Source organism: Pseudomonas sp. MS19, from assembly GCF_013277615.1.
Lineage (GTDB): Bacteria > Pseudomonadota > Gammaproteobacteria > Pseudomonadales > Pseudomonadaceae > Aquipseudomonas > Aquipseudomonas marincola.
In genome coordinates, this window is sequence record NZ_VBTO01000016.1 from 249,937 (window position 1) to 269,228 (window position 19,292).

21 protein-coding genes are annotated in these 19,292 nt (G+C 58.2%); 3 read left to right on the forward strand and 18 right to left on the reverse strand.

Going from position 1 to position 19,292, the window contains the following annotated elements:
• Window positions 1-104 precede the first annotated feature (104 nt).
• Complete coding sequence (locus tag FEZ62_RS18095) at window positions 105-1,658, forward strand: arylsulfatase (protein WP_172929321.1); 1,554 nt, start codon at window positions 105-107, stop codon at window positions 1,656-1,658.
• A gap of 103 nt (window positions 1,659-1,761) precedes the next feature.
• On the opposite strand, the gene FEZ62_RS18100 is transcribed toward FEZ62_RS18095, so the two are convergent.
• From FEZ62_RS18100 to FEZ62_RS18135, 8 genes are all read right to left on the reverse strand, one after another.
• Entirely contained in the window at window positions 1,762-2,043 is a 282-nt protein-coding gene (locus FEZ62_RS18100) for a DUF427 domain-containing protein (RefSeq protein ID WP_172929322.1), read from the reverse strand.
• A 53-nt stretch (window positions 2,044-2,096) separates the two neighbouring features.
• Complete coding sequence (gene msrB, locus FEZ62_RS18105) at window positions 2,097-2,549, reverse strand: peptide-methionine (R)-S-oxide reductase MsrB (RefSeq protein ID WP_069898963.1); 453 nt, start codon at window positions 2,547-2,549, stop codon at window positions 2,097-2,099.
• Between the two features lie 218 nt (window positions 2,550-2,767).
• Window positions 2,768-3,421, reverse strand: coding sequence for an HAD family phosphatase (locus FEZ62_RS18110; RefSeq protein ID WP_069898961.1), 654 nt, complete (start codon window positions 3,419-3,421; stop codon window positions 2,768-2,770).
• Window positions 3,421-4,410: an ABC transporter ATP-binding protein gene (locus tag FEZ62_RS18115; protein ID WP_069898959.1), complete on the reverse strand. Its 990-nt coding sequence runs from the start codon at window positions 4,408-4,410 to the stop codon at window positions 3,421-3,423. The genes FEZ62_RS18110 and FEZ62_RS18115 overlap by 1 nt, the downstream gene beginning before the upstream one ends.
• Complete coding sequence (locus FEZ62_RS18120) at window positions 4,407-5,207, reverse strand: ABC transporter permease (protein WP_172929323.1); 801 nt, start codon at window positions 5,205-5,207, stop codon at window positions 4,407-4,409. The genes FEZ62_RS18115 and FEZ62_RS18120 overlap by 4 nt, the downstream gene beginning before the upstream one ends.
• Window positions 5,194-6,036 (reverse strand): ABC transporter permease subunit, encoded by an 843-nt coding sequence (locus FEZ62_RS18125; RefSeq protein ID WP_069899691.1) that lies wholly within the window; start codon window positions 6,034-6,036, stop codon window positions 5,194-5,196. Before FEZ62_RS18125 ends, FEZ62_RS18120 begins: the two co-directional genes overlap by 14 nt.
• 8 nt (window positions 6,037-6,044) lie before the next feature.
• On the reverse strand, window positions 6,045-6,851 hold the full coding sequence (locus FEZ62_RS18130; RefSeq protein ID WP_172929324.1) for an alkaline phosphatase family protein: 807 nt from the start codon (window positions 6,849-6,851) through the stop codon (window positions 6,045-6,047).
• A gap of 152 nt (window positions 6,852-7,003) precedes the next feature.
• Window positions 7,004-8,062 (reverse strand): ABC transporter substrate-binding protein, encoded by a 1,059-nt coding sequence (locus FEZ62_RS18135; protein WP_172929325.1) that lies wholly within the window; start codon window positions 8,060-8,062, stop codon window positions 7,004-7,006.
• A gap of 295 nt (window positions 8,063-8,357) precedes the next feature.
• Here FEZ62_RS18135 and FEZ62_RS18140 point away from each other — a divergent pair, with 295 nt between their 5' ends.
• The gene (locus FEZ62_RS18140; RefSeq protein ID WP_069898951.1) at window positions 8,358-9,080 is read left to right on the forward strand and encodes a UTRA domain-containing protein; all 723 of its coding nucleotides are present in this window, start codon (window positions 8,358-8,360) and stop codon (window positions 9,078-9,080) included.
• Window positions 9,081-9,126: 46 nt separating this feature from the next.
• Here FEZ62_RS18140 and sstT read toward each other — a convergent pair whose 3' ends face one another.
• On the reverse strand, window positions 9,127-10,365 hold the full coding sequence (gene sstT, locus FEZ62_RS18145) for a serine/threonine transporter SstT (protein WP_069898949.1): 1,239 nt from the start codon (window positions 10,363-10,365) through the stop codon (window positions 9,127-9,129).
• A 251-nt stretch (window positions 10,366-10,616) separates the two neighbouring features.
• Here sstT and FEZ62_RS18150 point away from each other — a divergent pair, with 251 nt between their 5' ends.
• Window positions 10,617-11,288: a DUF480 domain-containing protein gene (locus FEZ62_RS18150; RefSeq protein ID WP_172929326.1), complete on the forward strand. Its 672-nt coding sequence runs from the start codon at window positions 10,617-10,619 to the stop codon at window positions 11,286-11,288.
• An 81-nt stretch (window positions 11,289-11,369) separates the two neighbouring features.
• Here the strand turns inward: FEZ62_RS18150 and lpcA are convergent, their stop codons facing one another.
• The 9 genes from lpcA to FEZ62_RS18195 form a co-directional block, all read right to left on the reverse strand.
• Entirely contained in the window at window positions 11,370-11,957 is a 588-nt protein-coding gene (gene lpcA, locus FEZ62_RS18155) for a D-sedoheptulose 7-phosphate isomerase (RefSeq protein WP_069898946.1), read from the reverse strand.
• Between the two features lie 7 nt (window positions 11,958-11,964).
• Window positions 11,965-13,254, reverse strand: a complete 1,290-nt coding sequence (locus FEZ62_RS18160; protein WP_150549529.1) for a M18 family aminopeptidase — start codon at window positions 13,252-13,254, stop codon at window positions 11,965-11,967.
• 76 nt (window positions 13,255-13,330) lie between these two features.
• On the reverse strand, window positions 13,331-14,050 hold the full coding sequence (locus FEZ62_RS18165) for a 4'-phosphopantetheinyl transferase superfamily protein (RefSeq protein ID WP_172929327.1): 720 nt from the start codon (window positions 14,048-14,050) through the stop codon (window positions 13,331-13,333).
• A gap of 116 nt (window positions 14,051-14,166) precedes the next feature.
• A complete protein-coding gene (locus tag FEZ62_RS18170; protein ID WP_150549527.1) occupies window positions 14,167-15,012 on the reverse strand; it encodes an EamA family transporter in 846 nt (281 codons plus the stop codon).
• 98 nt (window positions 15,013-15,110) lie between these two features.
• Window positions 15,111-15,707 (reverse strand): cytochrome c3 family protein, encoded by a 597-nt coding sequence (locus tag FEZ62_RS18175; RefSeq protein WP_069898942.1) that lies wholly within the window; start codon window positions 15,705-15,707, stop codon window positions 15,111-15,113.
• Between the two features lie 11 nt (window positions 15,708-15,718).
• Complete coding sequence (locus FEZ62_RS18180) at window positions 15,719-16,207, reverse strand: nitrate reductase cytochrome c-type subunit (RefSeq protein ID WP_069898940.1); 489 nt, start codon at window positions 16,205-16,207, stop codon at window positions 15,719-15,721.
• Window positions 16,208-16,218: 11 nt separating this feature from the next.
• A complete protein-coding gene (napA, locus tag FEZ62_RS18185; RefSeq protein WP_172929328.1) occupies window positions 16,219-18,723 on the reverse strand; it encodes a nitrate reductase catalytic subunit NapA in 2,505 nt (834 codons plus the stop codon).
• Window positions 18,720-18,980 carry a chaperone NapD gene (locus FEZ62_RS18190; RefSeq protein ID WP_172929329.1) on the reverse strand — a complete coding sequence of 87 codons (261 nt, stop codon included), beginning with the start codon at window positions 18,978-18,980 and terminating at the stop codon, window positions 18,720-18,722. The genes napA and FEZ62_RS18190 overlap by 4 nt, the downstream gene beginning before the upstream one ends.
• A 39-nt stretch (window positions 18,981-19,019) precedes the next feature.
• Window positions 19,020-19,187: a periplasmic nitrate reductase, NapE protein gene (locus FEZ62_RS18195; protein WP_172929330.1), complete on the reverse strand. Its 168-nt coding sequence runs from the start codon at window positions 19,185-19,187 to the stop codon at window positions 19,020-19,022.
• Window positions 19,188-19,292: the final 105 nt, after the last annotated feature.

Here is a 19,292-nt window from a genome sequence, read left to right on the forward strand (position 1 = left end):
ATGAAAATCAAGACTATTGACTGCCAAGTTGCTGGTTTGAGTGTTTTCAACCGGGCGTTTTGAAGAGACGCGGCAGCCCCTAATAAGAAATAAAAGGATTGATCATGAGTAGATTTCGGTTTCAATTGTTGCCGCTTACCAAGGCGGCGCTGCTAGTCGCTTCGGTTTGCATCACGCCGTTTGCAAGTGCGGCGGACAAACCCAACATTCTGGTCATCATGGGTGATGACATTGGTATCTCCAACATCAGCCGCTACAGCAATGGCCTGATGGGTTACCAAACCCCGAACATCGACCGTATCGCCAACGAAGGCATGATTTTCACCGACTATTACGGTGAGCAGAGTTGCACCGCAGGGCGTTCGGCCTTTATTACCGGCCAGCATCCGGTGCGCACCGGTCTGACCAAAGTAGGCGTGCCGGGCGCGGCAGTCGGTATTCAAAAAGAAGACCCGACACTGGCCGAGTTGCTCAAGCCGCTGGGTTACACCTCGGGCCAGTTCGGCAAGAACCACTTGGGTGACCGTGACGAGTTCCTGCCAACCAACCATGGTTTTGACGAGTTCCTCGGCAACCTGTATCACCTCAACGCCGAAGAAGGCCCGGAAGATCCGGACTGGACCAAGAACCCGGTCATCGATAAAGCCATTCGCCCGCGCGGGATCATTCACAGCACGGCCGACGGCAAGATCGAAGACCTGGGCCCGCTGAACACCAAGCGCATGGAAACCATTGACGACGAGTTCCTCAATGCGTCGCTCAACTTCATGGACAAGGCGGTTAAAGCCGACAAGCCGTTCTTTGTCTGGTTTAACTCCACGCGCATGCACTATTACACCCACCTGCGCAAAGAATCCGAGGGCCTTTCGGGCCAGGGCTTCTACAACGACGGCATGGTTGAGCACGATAATCAGGTCGGCACACTGCTGAAAAAGCTGGATGATCTGGGCGTTGCCAAGAACACCATCGTGATTTACACCACCGATAACGGCGTGCACTTCAACCAGTGGCCAGACGCCGGTATTACTCCGTTCCGGGGTGAGAAGAACACCAACTGGGAAGGCGGTTTCCGCGTTCCGGCAATGATCCGCTGGCCAGAGCAAATCAAGGCGAACAAGATTTCCAACGAAATCGTTTCGGCGCAGGACTGGGTGCCAACCTTGCTTGCAGCGGCTGGCGTACCCGACGTCAAAGAGAAGTTGCTGGCGGGTTACAAGGCGGGTGACAAGCAGTTCAAGGTGCACCTGGACGGCTACAACCTGCTGCCTTATCTCGAAGGCAAGGAAGAGAAAAGCCCGCGTACCGACTTCTACTACTTCAGCGATGATGGCAAGCTGCTTGCCGTGCGTGACGGTGACTGGAAAGTGGTTTTCGCCGAGCAGCGCGCCCGTCGTTTCGACGTATGGCGTGACCCGTTCGTAGATCTGCGTGCGCCGAAGATCTTCAACCTGCGTCGTGACCCTTACGAGCGCGCCGACACCGACTCCAACAGCTACAACCTGTGGTGGGACAAGAAAGTATTCGTGGTCGGCTTCCCGGCGATGCACCGCGTGCAGAACTTCCTGATGACCTTCCAGGATTACCCGCCACGTCAGCGTCCGGCCAGCTTCACAGTTGACCAGATGACCGAGAAACTGCTGGATCTCAAGAGCCGTTAAGCACTGCGTCTGCTAACAGTGCAGGTTCAAACTTTGCAATAAGCAAAAAATTACGGGCTACCTTGAAGGTGGCCCGTAATACATTTGGACTGCCTGTTTTGTCTCAGTCGCTCACCATCACACCACTGCCGAAGGCAACGTGGCCGCGAATATTAGCGGCAGCCTCTTTAGGCTCGGGGTAATACCAGGCGGCGTTGACCGCTGTTTTACCATCGGCCTGCAATGTGTAGTACTGAGCCTGCCCCTTCCATGGGCAATGCGTGTTGTGATCGCTGGGTTGGAAATAGACCCGCACCAGCGCTTCTGGCGGGAAGTAATGATTGCCTTCAACCATCACAGTGGCGTTGGATTCAGCAATTACCTGGTCATTCCATATCGCTTTCATCATCACTCCTGAACAGTCGGCGCACCGCAGCTTGCGTTGCGCCAACTGCGGCGTTAGGACTCGGTGCTGACCTTGGCCATGGCGACTGCGTTCATGCAGAAGCGCAGGCCGGTCGGTGGTGGGCCGTCGGGAAACACGTGACCAAGGTGGGCGTCACAGACGTTACACACCGCCTCGATGCGCTGCATGCCATGGCTGTTGTCGCCGTTGTAGGCCACTACGTTGTCTTTGATCGGCTGGGTAAATGATGGCCAGCCACTGTGCGACTCGAACTTGCTGCTGCCGTCAAACAACTCGGTGTCGCAACACACGCATTTGTAAATACCGGGCTCGAACAAGCTGCACATGCCGGAGCTGTGCGGACGTTCGGTACCGGCTTGGCGGGCAACCCGATATTGCTCTTCGCTGAGCTGTTCGCGCCACTGCGCATCAGTCTTGGTGACTTTACGATCAGGGGCCGGATTGCCGTTGGTGGCGCGGGCAATTACGTCATTCCAGTTTTGCATGTAGGGCTCCAATAACCTGTTGCTACAGATAGAGTGCGGATGTCAGTGCGGGCGCTGAGTGTGGCCACGGCCAATGATTATAAGCCGTGGACAGCCCGGGTTTGCCGAGCAAAAGCCGGGTTCAGGCGCACAACTGCTGACAGGTTAACAGACGCGCAATCGCTGTAAAAATTACAACAGCGCAGCCAGAACGGCTGCGCTGAACAGGCGGGGGCTGGCTAGCGCCAGTTGAGAACGGGCCAGCCGGCTTGTTCGGCATGGGCCTTGAGCACCGGGTCTGGATTGACCGTGTGCGGCTTGTCGACCTGCTGCAGCAAGGGCAGATCATTGCGCGAATCGGAATAGAAATAGGCGCCCTGCAGCGACTCGTCATTGGCCTGCAGCCAATCCTTGAGCCGGCAAACTTTGCCTTCGCGATAGGTCAGAACGCCTTGGGTATTTCCGGTGTAAGTGCCGCGGCTGAGTTCAAGGTCAATCGCCAACACCTCGTCGATTCCCAGACGTGCGGCAATCGCGCTGACCAGAAAGTGCGCGGAGGCTGAGATCACCAGAATACGGTCGCCATTTTTACGGTGCGTGGCAATGCAGCGCGTTGCATCGCTGTAAAAACGTGGCTCGATAACATCCTCGACAAAGGGCTCAATGACGAACGCCAGCTCTTCCTCGGTGCGCCCGACCAGCGGCGAGAGGCTGAATTGCATGTAGGTTTCCATCGCCAGCTCGCCTTTGGCGTAAAGCGCCATCAGTTCATGGTCGCGGGCCATGAACGACTCGCCGTCGACCCAGCCGAGCTTGACCATCTCCTCGCTCCACAAGGTCGCGCAGTCGCCGTTGATGATCGTGTCGTCCAGATCAAAAATTGCCAGGGCCATCAGCCCACCTCCAAAATCGCGCTGTTATCAATGCTCAAGGTGACAGGTTTGCCTTTGCTGTGCAGGTCATTGGCATCGCGGTTGAGTACATCGACCAGCAGTTCGACGCCGCTGACATCAACTCGGTAACGGATCACATTGCCCAGCAAGCTATGGCTGCGAATAGTAGCGGCAATCGGGCCATCGGTGCCAATGGTGATGGCTTCGGGACGGATCGCCACCCCGCGCTTGATTGGCTGGCCGAGCATTTGGCTGGCGACTTCGGCGTCGATCAGATTGTAGTTCCCGATGAAGCCTGCCGCGAAGTTGTCGACCGGCGCGGTATACAGCGTTTCGGCGTCGCCGCTCTGGACGATCTTGCCGGCGTTCATCAGAAAGATCCGGTCGCTCATGACCAGCGCTTCTTCCTGATCGTGGGTGACGAAAATCGTGGTCAGGTTCAGCTCTTGCTGGATCTCGCGAATCTGTTCGCGCAGGTGTTTACGAATTCGCGCATCCAACGCCGAGAGCGGCTCATCCAGCAATAACAGGCGCGGGCGGGTCACCAGCGAGCGGGCCAGAGCCACGCGCTGGCATTGGCCTCCGGAGAGCTGTTGCGGCAGGCGTTCGGCAAAGTCTTGTAGCTCGACCATGGCCAGCGCCTCATTGACCCGCTGGCGGCTTTCGTCCTTGGCAATCTTTTGCATGCGCAGACCAAAGCCGACATTCTCGGCAACGGTCATGTTGGGAAACAGGGCATAGCTTTGAAAGACCATGCCGATGCCACGCTTTTGTGGCGCGACCGGCACCAGATCGTGGCCATCCAGAAGAATTTGCCCGCTATTGACGCTGGTAAGGCCGGCGATGCAGCGCAGCAGGGTCGACTTGCCACAGCCGGAAGGGCCGAGCAGGGTGATGAATTCGCCTTGTTCGATGGTGCAGTTGATGTCGCTGAAAATAGGCGTGTCGCCGTAACTTTTGTGCAGGCCCTGAATGCTCAGAAAACTCATGACTTGTCCTTGTTCAGGTGGTTGGCTGCCCAGGTAAACAGCAAGACGAAAAAGAAGTAGGAGATCACCAGCGCGCTGCTGAAGTGGCCGCTGCTGTTGCGCATGTTGTTGAGGTAGACCTGCAGGGTTTCGTAGCGCGTGCCGACCAGAATGTTGGCGAACACAAACTCGCCAAACAGGAATGAGAACGACAGAAACAGTGAAACCATCAGGCCTTTGCGCAGGTTCGGCAGCACCACAAACAGGGCCGCTTTCCAGGTACTGGCTCCGAGCAGATGCGCAGCGTCCATCAGGTCCGGCAGGTTGATGGCTTGCAGGTTATTGGTGATGGCGCGGTACATGAAAGGCAGCGCAATGGTGAAATAGCAGCCGATCAGAATCCACGGCGTGCCGACCATCGCCAGCGGGCCGGAGCCATACACTTGCAACAGGCCAACCGAAGACACCACAGGCGGAATGGCGAAGGGCAGCAGGATCAGAATGTTCATCAGGCTGTCGAGCTTTGGGAAGTAGTAATGCACCACGAACAACAGCGGCAGGATCAACGCCACAGATAACGCCAGCGCGCCGAAACAGACGATTAACGACTGCCCGAACGCGGCGAGAAACCGCGAGTCGCTCCATAACTCCAGGTACCACTTGAAGGTCAGCCCATCCGGCAGAATGGTCGCCGACCAACTGGTCGAAAGCGAGTAGAGCAGGGTGCCGGCCAGCGGCAGGAGCAGAATCAGGAACAATAGCCAGACCACAATCCGGTGATACAGGCCACCGATCAGGCCAACTTCAGCGCGCGACATGGTAGCTCCTTCTTAACAGCCATTGATGGGCAATGGTCACCACCACCATCAGGCTCACCAGAATCATCGCCAGTGCGCTGGCCATGTCCGGGTTGAGTGAAATGTCACCTGAAACCATCGAGGCAATCCGGATCGGCAAGACGTTGAAGTTGCCAGTCGTCAGCGCGTAAACCGTGGCGTAGGCGCCCAGCGCATTGGCCAGCAAAATCACGAATGTGCCGAGCAGAGCGGGGGTTAAAATCGGCAAGCCGATAAAGCGCCAGAACTGCCATGAACCTGCACCTAGCAATGCTGCCGACTCGCGCCAGTCTTGTCGCAGAGCATCAAATGCGGGAAACAGCAGCATCACCCCGAGCGGAATCTGGAAGTAGCTGTACACCACGATCAGGCCGGTTTTCGAGTAGATATTGAAGTCTTCAATCCAGCCGATTTGCTTGAGCATCAGGGTCACTGCGCCGTTGAAACCCAGCAAAATGACAAAAGCAAAGGCCAGCGGAACCCCGGCGAAGTTGCTGGTCATGTTGGAAAACGCCATGACAAAGTCGCGCAGCTTGGAGTCCACCTGATGCAGCGAATAGCTACCAAGAATGGCGATGAAAATGCCGATCACGCTCGACCAGAAGGCGATCTGCAAACTGTGCTTGATGGCTTGCAGATAAAACTTCGAGCTGAAAATCTTGCTGAAATTGGCCAGCCCCCAACCATCGTCGACACTCACGCTGTGCACGGCCACCCACACCAGTGGGGCGATCTGAAACGCGATAAAAAATAGTGCAAACGGCACCAGGCACAAGGCGGCCAGCCACTTGCCGCGTTTGCGGGTTGTCAGGTCTGTGCTCACTTGAGCAGCTCCTTGCACCAGGGTTTGTTGTGCGGCGAGCCCAGCAGTTGGCTGATGGTGCCGCACAATTCGGTTTGCCGGGGCTTGGCGTCTGGATCAAAGCTAAAGGCATCACCCAGCACGAAGAGCGGGACCAGGCGCTCTTCCGGCAGCAGGCCGTTGTGCGAGCGGTCGTTGTTCATGCCGTGGTCGGCCGTGACCAGCACTTGATAACCCGCATCCAGCCAGCCTTGCAGGTATTCGGCGAGGCACAGGTCGGCACGCCGTGCGCTGTTGCGGTATTGCGGTGAGTCGAGGCCATGCTTGTGCCCGGCGTCGTCGATATTCATTGGGTGAACCAGGAGAAAATCCGGCGTGTGCTGCACGCGCAGATGCTCGGCGTCGTCAAACAAGTGCGAGTCGGGATAGTCGTCACGGTAGTAGAAGTGGCCGTATTGAATCGGCAGGTTCTCGGCAACGGTATGGCGGTCGCGTGCCGGATTGAACGGCGCCCGGTTATACAACTCGCTCATCCAGTGATACGCCGCGGCCGCAGTTGTGAGCCCCGCATCGCGCGCATGGTGGAAGATGCTTTGCTGGCTGCTCAGGCGCACAACATCGTTATGCACGATGCCGCTGATGATGGGCACGGTGCCCGTCATGATGCATTCGTAGAGTGGCCTGGACAGCGAGGGCAGCGCGCATTCGAGCTTATACAGCGCAGCCAGTCCGGCCTCTTTGTAAGCCAGTAAATGGCCCATTGCATGCTCGGCGACCTGAAAACTGAGGCCGTCGAGGATCACCAGAATTACCTTGTGTTGCATTACGTGCTCCAACTGTCAGTGGCAAGCAGTGAAGCAGTCAGCCCGCCAGAGGCGGGCATCGGGCTGCATCCCTGCGTGCATTCGGCGGCAAGTGGCAATGGCTGGCAGTAACATTGGTCTGCGTAACCATTGCCGTGCGCCGGCAGGCACGGTCACTCCATGTTGATAATGACGTGCTCTTGCCACAGTTGCGGAATCGCCTTGGAGGTCGCTTCCCAGGCAGCGGCATCCTTGATCGGCTTGACGCTGGCGTACTGCTCGTTCGGCAGCAACTTGGCCTGTACTTCAGCTGGCAGGGTCAGGTGATCTGCACGAATCGGCCGGGCGTTGCCTTTAGCCAGGTTGATCTGGCCGGCGTTACTGAGGATGTATTCACGCGCCAGTTTTGCAGCGTTAGGGTGCTTGGCGTATTTGTTGATGATGGTCGAGTAGCCGGAGATCACCGAGCCGTCCGATGGAATCAACACTTCAAAGCGGCTTGGGTCAATCTGATCGCGGTAGCTCAGGCCGTTGAAGTCCCAGACCACGCCCACTTCAACTTCACCTTTCTCAAGGGTTTGAATGGTCGGGTTGGAAAGCGACAGGCGTCCTTGTTCGGCAATTTCGCCGAAGAAGTCGAGGCCCGGTTGAATGTTCTTTTCGTCACCGCCGTTTGCAATTGCTGCAGCGAGCACACCGTTTACGGCTTGGGCGGCGGCACTCACGTCACCGATCGCAACCTTGTAGCTGCCTTTCTTGAGGTCGGCCCAGCTCTTGGGAATGTCCTTGACCAGTTGCTTGTTGACGATAAAAGCGATGGAGCCGGTGTATGCCAGCATCCAGTGGCCATCTTTATCTTTAGCCCAGTCGGGGATTTGATCCCAGTGCGTCGGCTTGTACGGTTGGGTGACGCCTTGCTGCACGGCGATTGGCCCGAAAGCGGCACCGACGTCGCCGATATCAGCCGTGGCGTTGTCTTTTTCGGCTGCGAATTTGGCGATTTCTTGCGCCGAGCTCATGTCGGTATCGATGTGCTTGAGGCTGTAAAGCTTGTTCAGGTCAGCCCAGGTGTCCTTCCAGTTGGCCCAGCTGTCAGGCATACCGACACTGTTTACTTCGCCTTCGGCGCGAGCAGCTTTTTCCAGTGCTTGTACGTCCATGTCAGCGGCCATGGCATTGGTTGCCAGAGCAATGGCCGAGCCCATCAGTGAAGCCAGCAGCAGTTGTTTCATTTGAAACTCCTTTGCATGAAAGTAGTGGTCTAGATCAGCATTACCCCAGCTAATCTAAGGCTTGCGCGTGACAGTTTTATTTAATCCAGCCGACAGAGATGTCTAGCCTGTGCGCCGACTGTTGCAGAACAAGCGTAGACCATGGATAAGTGCTTGATTAATGGGTGCCTCGAACCCGGGAAATGCCTGCCTGCAGCGCGTTGTCATCTGCTGGTCATCTAGCCTGAATAGGCTTTACTCACTATCCGGCCGGATGATCCGGTCGCGAGGTTGGACTAGGCCAGGGGAAGTACCGATGGGCGAAGAGGCTCCGCGGGCTGTTACGACGATTTGCCGCGCGCTGCAGGAGCAGATCGAGCATGGCCTGCTCACGTCTGGATGCAAGCTGCCGTCCGAACGCAGGCTCAGTGAACTGTTTGAAACCACGCGCATTACCTTGCGTGAGGCGTTAAGCCAGCTAGAGGCGCAAGGGTTGGTCTATCGCGAGGACCGCCGTGGTTGGTTCGTTTCCCCGGCGCGGCTGGCCTACAACCCGCTGGTGACCAGCCATTTCCATGCAATGGTCACAGAGCAGGGCCGCGTGCCTGCAACCGAGGTGCTCAGCGCACGCCTGATGCCGGCCACCAGCGAGGTCTGTCAGCTGCTCGAGTTGCCGGCGTTATCCAGCGTTTATCAGGTACGTCGTGTGCGCCGGGTGGACGGTCGGCTGGTGCTGTATGTCGAGCATTACCTCAACCCACGTTTCTTTCCGCGGATTCTCGAATTCGACCTGCGTCGTTCGCTCACGGAGGTCTATGCCAGCGAGTACGGGATTTTCTATGGGCGGGTGCGTTTCGATATGGTTTCGACAGCGCTGCACGCCGATGCCGCCAGCAGCTTAAAGGTGGCCGCCGGCAGCCCGGCATTACGGGTTACCCGAATCAACCGGGATCAGCATGGGCGTTTGATTGATTGTGACCTTGAGTATTGGCGTCACGATGCCATTCACGTCAGTGTCGAGGTGCCACAGACGGCTTAGAGCCGGTGTTGCGGGGCGCAGATTGCCTGCTGCCCCGCGATTCAGCTTATTGCGGCTGGTTTTCAGCCGGAACGCTGACGGCGCCATTGGCGATGCACGCCGCGGCGGTGAACAGGGCGTCGGTCGAGGAGTTCAGCGCAGTCTCTGCCGAGTCCTGAACGATACCGATGATGAAGCCGACCGCAACCACTTGCATGGCCACGTCGTTGGGAATGCCAAACAGGCTGCACGCCAGCGGAATCAGCAGCAGAGAACCACCGGCCACACCGGAAGCGCCGCACGCACTGATCGAGGCCAGCAGGCTGAGCAGCAGCGCGGTTGGCAGGTCGATGGCGATGTTGAGGGTGTGCACGGCTGCCAGTGTCAGCACGGTGATGGTGATCGCGGCGCCGGCCATGTTGATGGTCGCACCCAATGGAATCGACACCGAGTAGGTTTCTTCATGCAGACCCAGACGGCGGCACAATTGCAGGTTGACCGGAATGTTGGCGGCCGAGCTGCGGGTGAAGAATGCCGTGATACCGCTCTCGCGCAGGCAGGTGAAAACCAGCGGATAAGGGTTGCGGCGAATCTTCCAGTACACGATTGCCGGGTTGATGATCAATGCTACGAAGAGCATGCAGCCGACCAGTACCAGCAGCAGATGCAGGTAGTCGAGCAGGGCGCTCATGCCGGTTTCGGCCAGCGTTGCCGCGACCAGACCAAAGATGCCCAGCGGCGCCAGACGAATGACCATCTGCACCACTGACGTCACCGCACCGGCCATGTCGCCAAGCATTTGCTTGGTGCTGGCAGTGGCATGGCGGAAGGCAAAACCGAGGCCAATGGCCCAGGCCAGAATCCCGATGAAGTTGCCTTTGAGCAGGGCATTGACCGGGTTATCGACCACGTTCATCAGCAGCGTCGTGAGAACTTCGCTGATGCCGCCCGGAGGCGACAGGTCGGCGCTGTTGCTGACCAGCGTCAGGCTGGACGGGAAGGCGAAGCTGGCCAATACCGCCACCAGTGCTGCGCTGAACGTGCCCAGCAGGTAAAGCACCAGAATCGGCTTGATATGGGTTTGCTGCCCGCGCTGATGGTTGGCAATGGACGCGGCGACCAGAATAAATACCAGCACCGGTGCAACAGCTTTCAGCGCTGAGACAAACACATTGCCGAGCAGGCCGACTTTATGTGCGGCCTGGGGGAAGAAGAACGCCAGCGCAATACCGGCAATCAGGCCGATGATGATCTGGGTGACCAGGCTGGTGCGGTTGATCAGACGAAATAGCGGGTGATCAGTCATATAACTGTCTCAAAAAGTCGGTGATCGAGCGGCGGGTTCGGATGAACGCCTGACTGCTTTTGGCAGTGCTCATCTAGTTATGTGCTGCGCCTGTTGGGTTTGGGCGCAAAAATAAGCGGCGGACTCTAGCACAACCGCAGCCAGTCTTGGGTGACGCACATCAGCCAAGATCAGCAAACGTCGCTTTTCAGCGTTTCATCCATCCCGCGCTCAGGATAGTCTAGGTGCACTCCGACTGAGCGAGAACTGCCATGAATGATCAAACCCTGGATGCCGATACGGCTGAAACCGCTGACGACGCCGTGCAGCTTTCGGCTGTCGAGGCGCGTGTGTTGGGCTGCCTGATAGAGAAGCAGGCGACCACGCCAGAGGCCTATCCGCTGACACTCAATGCGCTGGTGCTGGCCTGTAATCAGAAGACCAGCCGCGAGCCGATCATGAACCTTGCGCCGGGGCCTGTCGGGCAGGCTTTGCGCAGCCTGGAGGCGCGCGGGCTGGCTCGTTTGCAGATGGGCAGCCGCGCCGACCGTTGGGAGCAGCGTGCCGATAAAACCCTGGAGCTGGTTGCGCCGCAGGTGGCGCTAGTTGGCTTGCTGTTGTTGCGCGGGCCACAAACGCTGAATGAACTGCTAACCCGCAGCAGCCGGCTGTTTGCCTTTGATGATGTCGAGCACGTGCAGCAAGGCATCGACCGTCTGATAACCCGGGGCATGGCGTGTCAGGTGGCGCGCCAGAGCGGCCAGCGTGAAGATCGCTACATGCATTTACTCGGTGAGCCGGCAGACTTTCAAGCCGCCGTCGAAGCCCGCGCCGCCTCGGCAGACACCAGTCAGGCCGCTGCCAGCCCAGCCTATGAGCAGCGCCTGCAAGCGCTGGAGGCGCGAGTCGCCGAGCTTGAGGAGCGCCTTGCCGCGCTGGAGTAGCGCGCTGGACGGAAGGCAAACAGTGCGCCGCATGTTCAACGGCGCACTGTTTTCAGCGCTAAATCGCTTGAGCGCTAAGCCTTAAGCGTAATTCTGCGGGCTGAGCTTGCGCTCGACCATCTCGATCAGAATGTGCAGCACCTTGATGTGCAGCTCTTGCACGCGGTCGGCGTAATCACCGCCTGGCGCACAGATACACACGTCGGCCAGCGCTTCGAGCTTGGAGCCGGGCTTGCCGGTCATGCCGATAACCTTGACCCCGAGCTTTTTCGCCGCTTCTGCCGCATTCAACACGTTAGGGCTTTTGCCGCTGGTGCTGATGGCGATCAGCACGTCACCGCTGCGCCCGTGTGACTCGATGTAGCGCGAGAAGATGAAGTCGTAGCCGAAGTCATTGGCCACACAGCTGATGTGGCTTGGGTCGCTGATCGACACAGCCGCAATGCCCGGACGGTTGTTGCGGTAACGTCCGGTCAGCTCTTCGGCAAAGTGCATGGCATCGCACATTGAACCGCCGTTGCCACAGGAAAACGCCTTGCCCTGATGCTCAAAACTGTTCACCAACAATTGCGCGGCCTGCTCGATATTGCGCAGGGTTTGCTCATTGTTGATGAAGTTGTTCAGCGCGGTTTGCGCCTCCAGCAAGCTGTTACGAATATGTTCGATCATGTGGACCTCAAGGCAGCTCAGGGCTGCAATAGAATGCACTCAGAACAGTCACCAGGTGTGCCAGATCGTGGCTGCCCGCCAGCTCGCGGATCGAGTGCATGGCAAAGGTTGGCAAGCCGATGTCGACCGTGCGCACACCCAGCTGGCTGGCGGTAATCGGGCCGATGGTCGAGCCGCACGCCATGTCGCTGCGTACCACGAAACTCTGCACCGGCACTTCGTTCTCAAGGCACAGATGGCGGAAGAAACCAGCCGTTTCGCTATTGGTTGCGTAGCGTTGGTTGCTGTTGATCTTGATCACCGGGCCGGCATTAAGTTTCGGGCCGTGGTTGGCGTCGTGCTTATCCGGGTAATTGGGGTGCACGCCGTGGGCGTTATCGGCCGAGACCAGCAACGAGCGCTGAATGGTCCGCACAAAGGCGTCTTCGTCGGTCAGCAGGCGGCGCAGCACTTGCTCCAGCATCGGGCCATCGGCGCCGCAGGCAGAGCTTGAACCGATTTCTTCGTGGTCGGTGCACACCAGCACACAGGTTTCGCTGTCGGCGGAGTCGAGCAGGGCTTGCAGACCGGCGTAGCAGGACAACAGGTTGTCCAGGCGGGCACCGGCAATGAAGTCGCGCGACAGGCCGATAACAGCAGCGGGCTGGGTGTCGTAGAAACTCAGCTCATAGTCGAGCACAGCGTCGGCATTGAGGCTGTGTTCGCCCGCCAGTTGGCTGGCCAGCAGCGCACGGAAATCGGCCGGCTCGGTGCCGGCAATTTGCGCAAGAATTGGCGGCAGTTCGGTTTGCGGGTTGATCGCCCAGCCCTGATTGGCCTCTCGGTTGAGGTGAATGGCCAGGTTGGGGATGGTGGCAATCGGCAATTCAAAGTCGATCAACTGGCTCTCGACCTTGCCGTCTCGGCGGAAGGTCACGCGCCCGGCCAGCGACAAGTCACGGTCGAACCACGGCGCCAGCAGCGCGCCGCCATACACCTCGACGCCGAGTTGGAAAAAGCCCTGACGTTGCAGCTCGGGATGCGGCTTTACGCGCAGGCACGGGCTGTCGGTGTGCGCGCCGACCAGGCGGATACCGCCCTCGACCAGTGAGCGCTTGCCAAGTTTGAAGGCGATAATCGAGGAATCGTTGCGGGTTACGTAGTAGCGACCACCGGCTTCGGTGCGCCACGTTTCGCGCTCATCGAGGCGCTGATAACCGGCAGCTTCAAGGCGCATGGCCAGGCTTGCGGTGGCATGGAAAGGGGTGGGCGAGGCCTGCAGGAAATCGATCAGGCCTTGGTTGAGTTCGTCACGCATAGAGCACTCCGGGCAGCAATGCCCCGAGTTTATAGGATTTGCCGGTTTTTCGCTGGGCTCAACAGGGCTTGCTGCTTCACGCTGGGATGCTGATCAAACTCAGCACATGTTCAGCAACCAGGCTGAACTGGCCGGCCAACTCACTGCCCGCAGGCCATTGTTCGGATAAATCGATCAACAGGCGCATCCGCGCCGCGCCGCTTTCGCTGGCATCGGCACTGATGAGTTCGGCGTCGTGGAAGTAAAATCGGGTAAGCACCTGCGGATACAGGGCCTTGAACAGACTTTCCTTGATCGAAAACGTCAGGCTTATGCGCCAGGCGCGTTGCACATCTGACAAGCCAATCAGTTGCTTGAGTTCATTGGGCGTGAGTATTTCCGCGCTGAGGCGTTCGGCGCGTTGCGCGGGAAGCAGTTTCTCGGCGTCTATGCCGAGCCCGCGAAAGTCCGAGCGGCGCGCGGTAATTGCCCCGGCCCAGCCTTGGCCGTGGGTAATCGAGCCGCACACCTCGCTTGGCCACTGCGGCGCCCGATCGGTGCCCACCGCGGGCACGCTGGCTGTACCCGTCAGGCTGAGGAGCGATTGGCGGGCGCACAAGCGTCCGGCCAGATACTCGGTCTGGCGCTTGGCGACGCCGCGCACCGGTTCGATATCGCATCGCGCAAAGTCTTCTGCCAGCAACTGCGCAGGGTCGAAGTGGCAACTGGTCAACACCACGCCGGATAACGGCTGCGGGAAGGGCCAGTGCTGACTCAGGGCGCTACAACAGGCGGGCATTTCGGGGCTATTGATCATTGGCGTATTTTGCATGGCGCAGGCGGGCTAAGCCAGTCGCTTAAGTAGGGTTTACAGGGCCTGGTTGGCCAGGTTGGCCTGAGGCGACAGAACAAATGGTTCAACGGGCAAATGACTCAGAACACCTTCATCAGCATGACCCCGGCCATGATCGCGCCACAGGCGAAGAGGCGTCGAATCGGCAGCGTTTCCTTGAGTAATAGCCAGCCGATTAGCAGGGCAAATACCACGCTGGTTTCGCGCATGGCCGACACCAGCGCTACGGGCGCCTGCGTCATGGCCCAGATCACAATGCTGTAAGCCAGCATCGACATCACGCCGCCGATAAAGCCGTCACGCCAATGGCCGCGCAATGTGAGAAACACCTTTGGGCCGCGCAACAGGGCCAGCACCAGTGCGGTGACCACGCCGTTGGTGATGAACAGCCAGATCGAATAGGACAATGCATCCTGATTAAGTCGCGCGCCTGCTGCATCGCTTAAGGTGTAGCCGGCGATGCAGGCCGCCGTGAGCAGTGCGTTGATCAGCAGTGGCCGATTCATCGGAGCGTGGCGGTTGCCGCCATAAAAGGCCATCAGCCAGATGCTGGCGACCAGAATCAGCAAGCCCAGTAATTGACCGCTGCTGAGGTGATCGTGGAGCAAAAATACCGATAGAGCAGCGACAATCAGCGGCGAGCTGCCGCGGGCTATCGGGTAGACCTGGCCCAGATCGCCGTGTTGGTAGGCCGAGGATAAAAACCGGTTATAGCCGATGTGCAGCAACGCCGACAGGCCGATCCACGGCCACGCGGCGCTCGACGGGAATGCTACGAATGGCGCTGCCAGCAACGCCGCGATGCCCGCGCTTATCTGAATCAGCGAGGCGGTCAGGTAGCGGTCGAGGCCAATTTTAAGCAGTGCGTTCCAGCCAGCGTGCAAGGCGGCTGCGAGAATAACGGCGAGGAAGACCCAGATGTCCAACGTAAACGTCCTTATGCCGCAGCCTGCAGATATTGCACAGCGGCATAAGGACTTTCACACGGCAAATTCAATCCTGTAAAGAACCAGTGTCGCTGAATTTACCAGCCAGGCACGCCACTCATGTCGGGCAGTTTGTGGGCGATGCCCTTGTGGCAATCAATACAGGTTGCCTCGCCACTGGCCAGTGCGGTTGAGTGCATTTGCGTGGCGCGTTTGCCCTGTTTGGTAAAGTCCATGTAATCGAAGTTGTGGCAATTGCGGCATTCCAGCGAGTCATTCGCCTTGAGCCGTTTCCATTCGTGCTCGGCCAATTCGCGGCGGTGAGCCAGAAACTTCTCGCGGGTGTTGATGGTGCCGAAAATCTTGCCCCAGACCTCTTTGGAAGCCTGCATCTTGCGTGCGATCTTGTCGGTCCATTTATGCGGTACATGGCAGTCCGGGCAGGTGGCGCGCACGCCTGAGCGGTTGCTGTAGTGAATGGTGTCCTTGAGTTCAACAAATACGTTGTCGCGCATTTCATGGCAGGAGGTGCAGAATTCCTCGGTGTTGGTCACCTCCAGCGCCGTGTTGAATCCGCCCCAGAAAATAATCCCGGAAATAAAACCGACCAGGGTCAGAAATCCCAGGCTGTAATGCACGCTGGGCCGACGCAGTACGCCCCAATAGTCCTTGAGTAAGGCGAGCAATGCTTTCATGACGCCTCTCCTTAGGGTTTCTTCGCCGATTCAGCGGCTTGCTTTTCCAGTAACTGGTCGATGGTTTCGAAATTATTCTCGACCAGGGTCGGGGCATTCTTTTGCGTGACATGGCACTGATTGCAGAAGTAGCGCCGTGGCGATACCGCCGCCAGTGGCTGACCGTCGCGGTCCATGTAGTGCGTGATGCTGATCATCGGCGCCTGACTGCGCTCGCTGTTGGCGCGGCTGTGGCAGCTCAGGCATTTGTTGCTGTTTTTATCGAGGTGATAGCCGCGAATGCTGTGCGGAATGGTCGGCGGCTGCTCGGGGTAATTGCGTTCGCGTTTGAGGTCCTTGTTTTCGGTCACACTCAGTTCGGGCGCAGGCAGGCTTTCGCTGATGGTGCCACCGGCTCGCCGGCTATCCGGCGCCGGCGCATCAAGTGGATAGTTGAGGTCGCTGGCAACAGCCAGGCCGAACACAGCGAGCAGCATCAACGGCAGTAGGCGATAACTCATGACTGAATTCCTCAGGCCATTTTGACCAGTTCGATCTTCACCGCACACTTCTTGTAGTCGGTTTGCTTGGAGATCGGGTCGGTGGCATCCAGGGTGACTTTGTTGATCAGTTTTCTGGCGTCGAAGAACGGCACGAAAACCAGACCCTGAGGCGGTTTGTTGCGCCCGCGTGTTTCAATCCGGGCACGTGTTTCACCACGCCGGCTGATGACCTTGACCTCGCTGCCGCGTCGGGCATTCATCGCCTTGGCATCTTCGGGGTGCATATACACCACGGCATCCGGTACGGCCTTGTGCAGTTCCGGCACGCGCTGGGTCATGCTGCCGGTGTGCCAATGCTCAAGCACCCGGCCGGTGCATAACCAGAATGGATATTCCTCGTCCGGAGACTCGGCCGCGGGCTCGTAGGGCAGGGCGAAAATGATCGCCTTGTTGTCGGCATTGCCATAAAACTGCACCTCGCTGCCTTTCTCGACATAGGGGTCCAGCCCCTCGCGATAACGCCAGCGGGTCTCTTTGCCATCCACCACCGGCCAGCGCAGGCCGTGTGCGACGTGGTAATCATCGAATGGGGCTAGGTCGTGGCCGTGGCCGCGACCGAAGGCGGCGTATTCCTCGAACAGGCCTTTTTGCACATAGAAGCCAAACGCCTTGACCTCATCGTTGAGGTAACCTTCGGCCAGGTCTTCACTGGGGAATTTGTCGACATTGCCGTTTTTGTAGAGCACATCGAACAGCGTTTTACCTTTGAGCTCCGGCGCTTTTGTCAGCAATTCGGCAGGCCAGACTTCATCGGTGGTGAAGCGCTTGGAAAACTCTATCAACTGCCAAAGATCGGACTTGGCGTCGCCGGGCGGGCTAACCAATTGATGCCAGAACTGCGTGCGGCGTTCGGCGTTGCCGTAAGCGCCTTCCTTTTCCACCCACATGGCGGTCGGCAAAATCAAGTCGGCTGCCTGCGCTGAGACAGTCGGGTACGGGTCGGAAACCACCACGAAGGCGTCGGGATTACGCCAGCCCGGCAAGGTTTCCTGCATGATATTGGGGCCAGCCTGCATGTTGTTGCTGGCCATTGCCCAATACACTTTGAGCACGTTGTCCTTGAGCATGCGGCTCTGTTGCACGGCGTGAAAGCCTGGCTTTTCCTGAATGGTGCCTGCCGGGACTTTCCAGATTTTTTCTGCGGTTTCGCGGTGCTTGGGATTATTCACCACCAGGTCTGCTGGCAGGCGGTGGGAGAACGTGCCGACTTCGCGGGCCGTACCGCACGCTGACGGTTGGCCGGTCAGGGAGAATGGGCTGTTGCCCGGCTCACTGATTTTGCCGGTGAGCAGGTGGATGTTGTAGACCATGTTATTCGCCCACACACCGCGGGTGTGCTGGTTGAAACCCATGGTCCAGAACGACACGACTTTGCGTTTCGGGTCTGCGTAGAGCTCAGCAAGTGCTTGCAGGCGCTCAGCCGGAACGCCGCTTTCCTTGGCCGCACGGTCCAGTGTGTAGGGTTTGACGAATTCGGCGAACTGCTCAAGTGAGATGTCGGTCCAGGTGTTGGCCTTGTCGGCGTTTTTGGCCTGCATTTCCAGCGGATTATCGGCGCGCAGGCCGTAGCCGATGTCGTCGGTGCCCTTGGCAAACTTGGTGTGTTTGCTGACAAAGTCCTGATTGACTGCGCCGGACTCGATGATGTGATTGGCGATGTAGTTGAGAATCAGCAAATCCGTTTGCGGGGTGAACACCATCGGAATATCGGCCAGCTCAAAGCTGCGATGCTCGAATGTCGAGAGCACGGCCACCTTGACCTCGGGGTGGCTCAGGCGCCGGTCAGTGACCCGGCTCCACAGAATCGGGTGCATCTCGGCCATGTTTGAGCCCCACAACACGAAGGCGTCGGTGGCTTCGATGTCGTCATAACACCCCATTGGTTCGTCCATGCCGAAGGTGCGCATGAAGCCCATAACTGCCGAGGCCATGCAGTGGCGCGCGTTGGGGTCGATGTTGTTGCTGCGAAATCCGGCTTTCATCAGTTTGTTGGCGGCGTAGCCTTCCCACACCGTCCATTGCCCGGAACCGAACATGCCGACTGATTCAGGCCCGTTGGCCTTGATGGTTTCCTTGTACTTCTGGGCCATGATGTCAAAGGCCTGGTCCCAGCTGATCTCGGCGAACTCGCCTTGCTTGTCGTACTGGCCGTTGCTCATACGCAGCATCGGTTTGGTCAGGCGGTCAACGCCGTACATGATCTTCGACAGGAAGTAGCCCTTGACGCAATTGAGGCCGCGATTGACCTCGGCCTTGACGTCACCGTGGGTGGCCACGACATGATTGTCTTTGGTGGCGACCATCACGCTGCACCCGGTGCCGCAGAAGCGGCAGGGTGCCTTGTTCCATTCAAGGGTGGTCATGTCTGCTTCAGTAACCAGATTGCTTGCCGAGGTCACAATCGGCATCCCGGCAGCTGCTGCGGCAATAGCAGCGGCCTGGGCTTTGGCAAACTCGCGACGGGTCATGCTCATTGGGTTTCTCCTTCCGGGGAGAGTATTTCGTGATAGACCAGAGCGGCGTTGAGCACACCCGGCAAATTACTGATTTGATCAATACGCTTAAGAATCTGGCTTTCGTTCTCCGCCTCGATAACCACCACCAGCTTGCCCAGCGGGCTTTCCTGATGCAGTTCGAGGTCAGACAACAGGCGCAGGTTGGCTTTCACCTGCGCGAATAATTCGGGGCGTGCGTGCACCAGTAAACTGGCTATGTGCAGGGTTTCTTGCATGGATATGCTCCGCAATGTGTAGGGCGCTTTCGGTTGCTATCAACCGGGCGGACCGGGAGGCCCCACGAGCATTTGCAAGAACCACACAAAAAAACCATAGCCACCGACAATGGCAACGGCGAGAAGGGGAAACAGGCAGATAATCAGGAATAGAAACAGGCGCGTTTCTTTGCCTTTGTCAGCATTATTTTGATTCGTCTGGTCCATGTAGTCAGACTCCGTTTGCTGTTGTTAACAGCTTAGTTGCCCCTTTGGAAAAATCGATTGGCCTGTCTGATCACCGACAAACGGTCTACATGAAACCCGCTACAG

Bases quoted from the DNA above. Each gene is read 5' to 3' on its own strand.
- FEZ62_RS18150 (WP_172929326.1), top strand. From the start codon at position 10,617: ATGAATGATCAAACCCTGGATGCCGATACGGCTGAAACCGCTGACGAC.
- FEZ62_RS18130 (WP_172929324.1), bottom strand. From the start codon at position 6,851: ATGCAACACAAGGTAATTCTGGTGATCCTCGACGGCCTCAGTTTTCAG.
- lpcA (WP_069898946.1), bottom strand. From the start codon at position 11,957: ATGATCGAACATATTCGTAACAGCTTGCTGGAGGCGCAAACCGCGCTG.
- FEZ62_RS18195 (WP_172929330.1), bottom strand. From the start codon at position 19,187: ATGGACCAGACGAATCAAAATAATGCTGACAAAGGCAAAGAAACGCGC.
- sstT (WP_069898949.1), bottom strand. From the start codon at position 10,365: ATGACTGATCACCCGCTATTTCGTCTGATCAACCGCACCAGCCTGGTC.
- FEZ62_RS18100 (WP_172929322.1), bottom strand. From the start codon at position 2,043: ATGAAAGCGATATGGAATGACCAGGTAATTGCTGAATCCAACGCCACT.
- napA (WP_172929328.1), bottom strand. From the start codon at position 18,723: ATGAGCATGACCCGTCGCGAGTTTGCCAAAGCCCAGGCCGCTGCTATT.
- FEZ62_RS18190 (WP_172929329.1), bottom strand. From the start codon at position 18,980: ATGCAAGAAACCCTGCACATAGCCAGTTTACTGGTGCACGCACGCCCC.
- FEZ62_RS18180 (WP_069898940.1), bottom strand. From the start codon at position 16,207: ATGAGTTATCGCCTACTGCCGTTGATGCTGCTCGCTGTGTTCGGCCTG.
- FEZ62_RS18165 (WP_172929327.1), bottom strand. From the start codon at position 14,050: ATGATCAATAGCCCCGAAATGCCCGCCTGTTGTAGCGCCCTGAGTCAG.
- FEZ62_RS18110 (WP_069898961.1), bottom strand. From the start codon at position 3,421: ATGGCCCTGGCAATTTTTGATCTGGACGACACGATCATCAACGGCGAC.
- FEZ62_RS18175 (WP_069898942.1), bottom strand. From the start codon at position 15,707: ATGAAAGCATTGCTCGCCTTACTCAAGGACTATTGGGGCGTACTGCGT.
- FEZ62_RS18095 (WP_172929321.1), top strand. From the start codon at position 105: ATGAGTAGATTTCGGTTTCAATTGTTGCCGCTTACCAAGGCGGCGCTG.
- msrB (WP_069898963.1), bottom strand. From the start codon at position 2,549: ATGCAAAACTGGAATGACGTAATTGCCCGCGCCACCAACGGCAATCCG.
- FEZ62_RS18120 (WP_172929323.1), bottom strand. From the start codon at position 5,207: ATGTCGCGCGCTGAAGTTGGCCTGATCGGTGGCCTGTATCACCGGATT.
- FEZ62_RS18135 (WP_172929325.1), bottom strand. From the start codon at position 8,062: ATGAAACAACTGCTGCTGGCTTCACTGATGGGCTCGGCCATTGCTCTG.
- FEZ62_RS18160 (WP_150549529.1), bottom strand. From the start codon at position 13,254: ATGCGTGACGAACTCAACCAAGGCCTGATCGATTTCCTGCAGGCCTCG.
- FEZ62_RS18115 (WP_069898959.1), bottom strand. From the start codon at position 4,410: ATGAGTTTTCTGAGCATTCAGGGCCTGCACAAAAGTTACGGCGACACG.
- FEZ62_RS18140 (WP_069898951.1), top strand. From the start codon at position 8,358: ATGGGCGAAGAGGCTCCGCGGGCTGTTACGACGATTTGCCGCGCGCTG.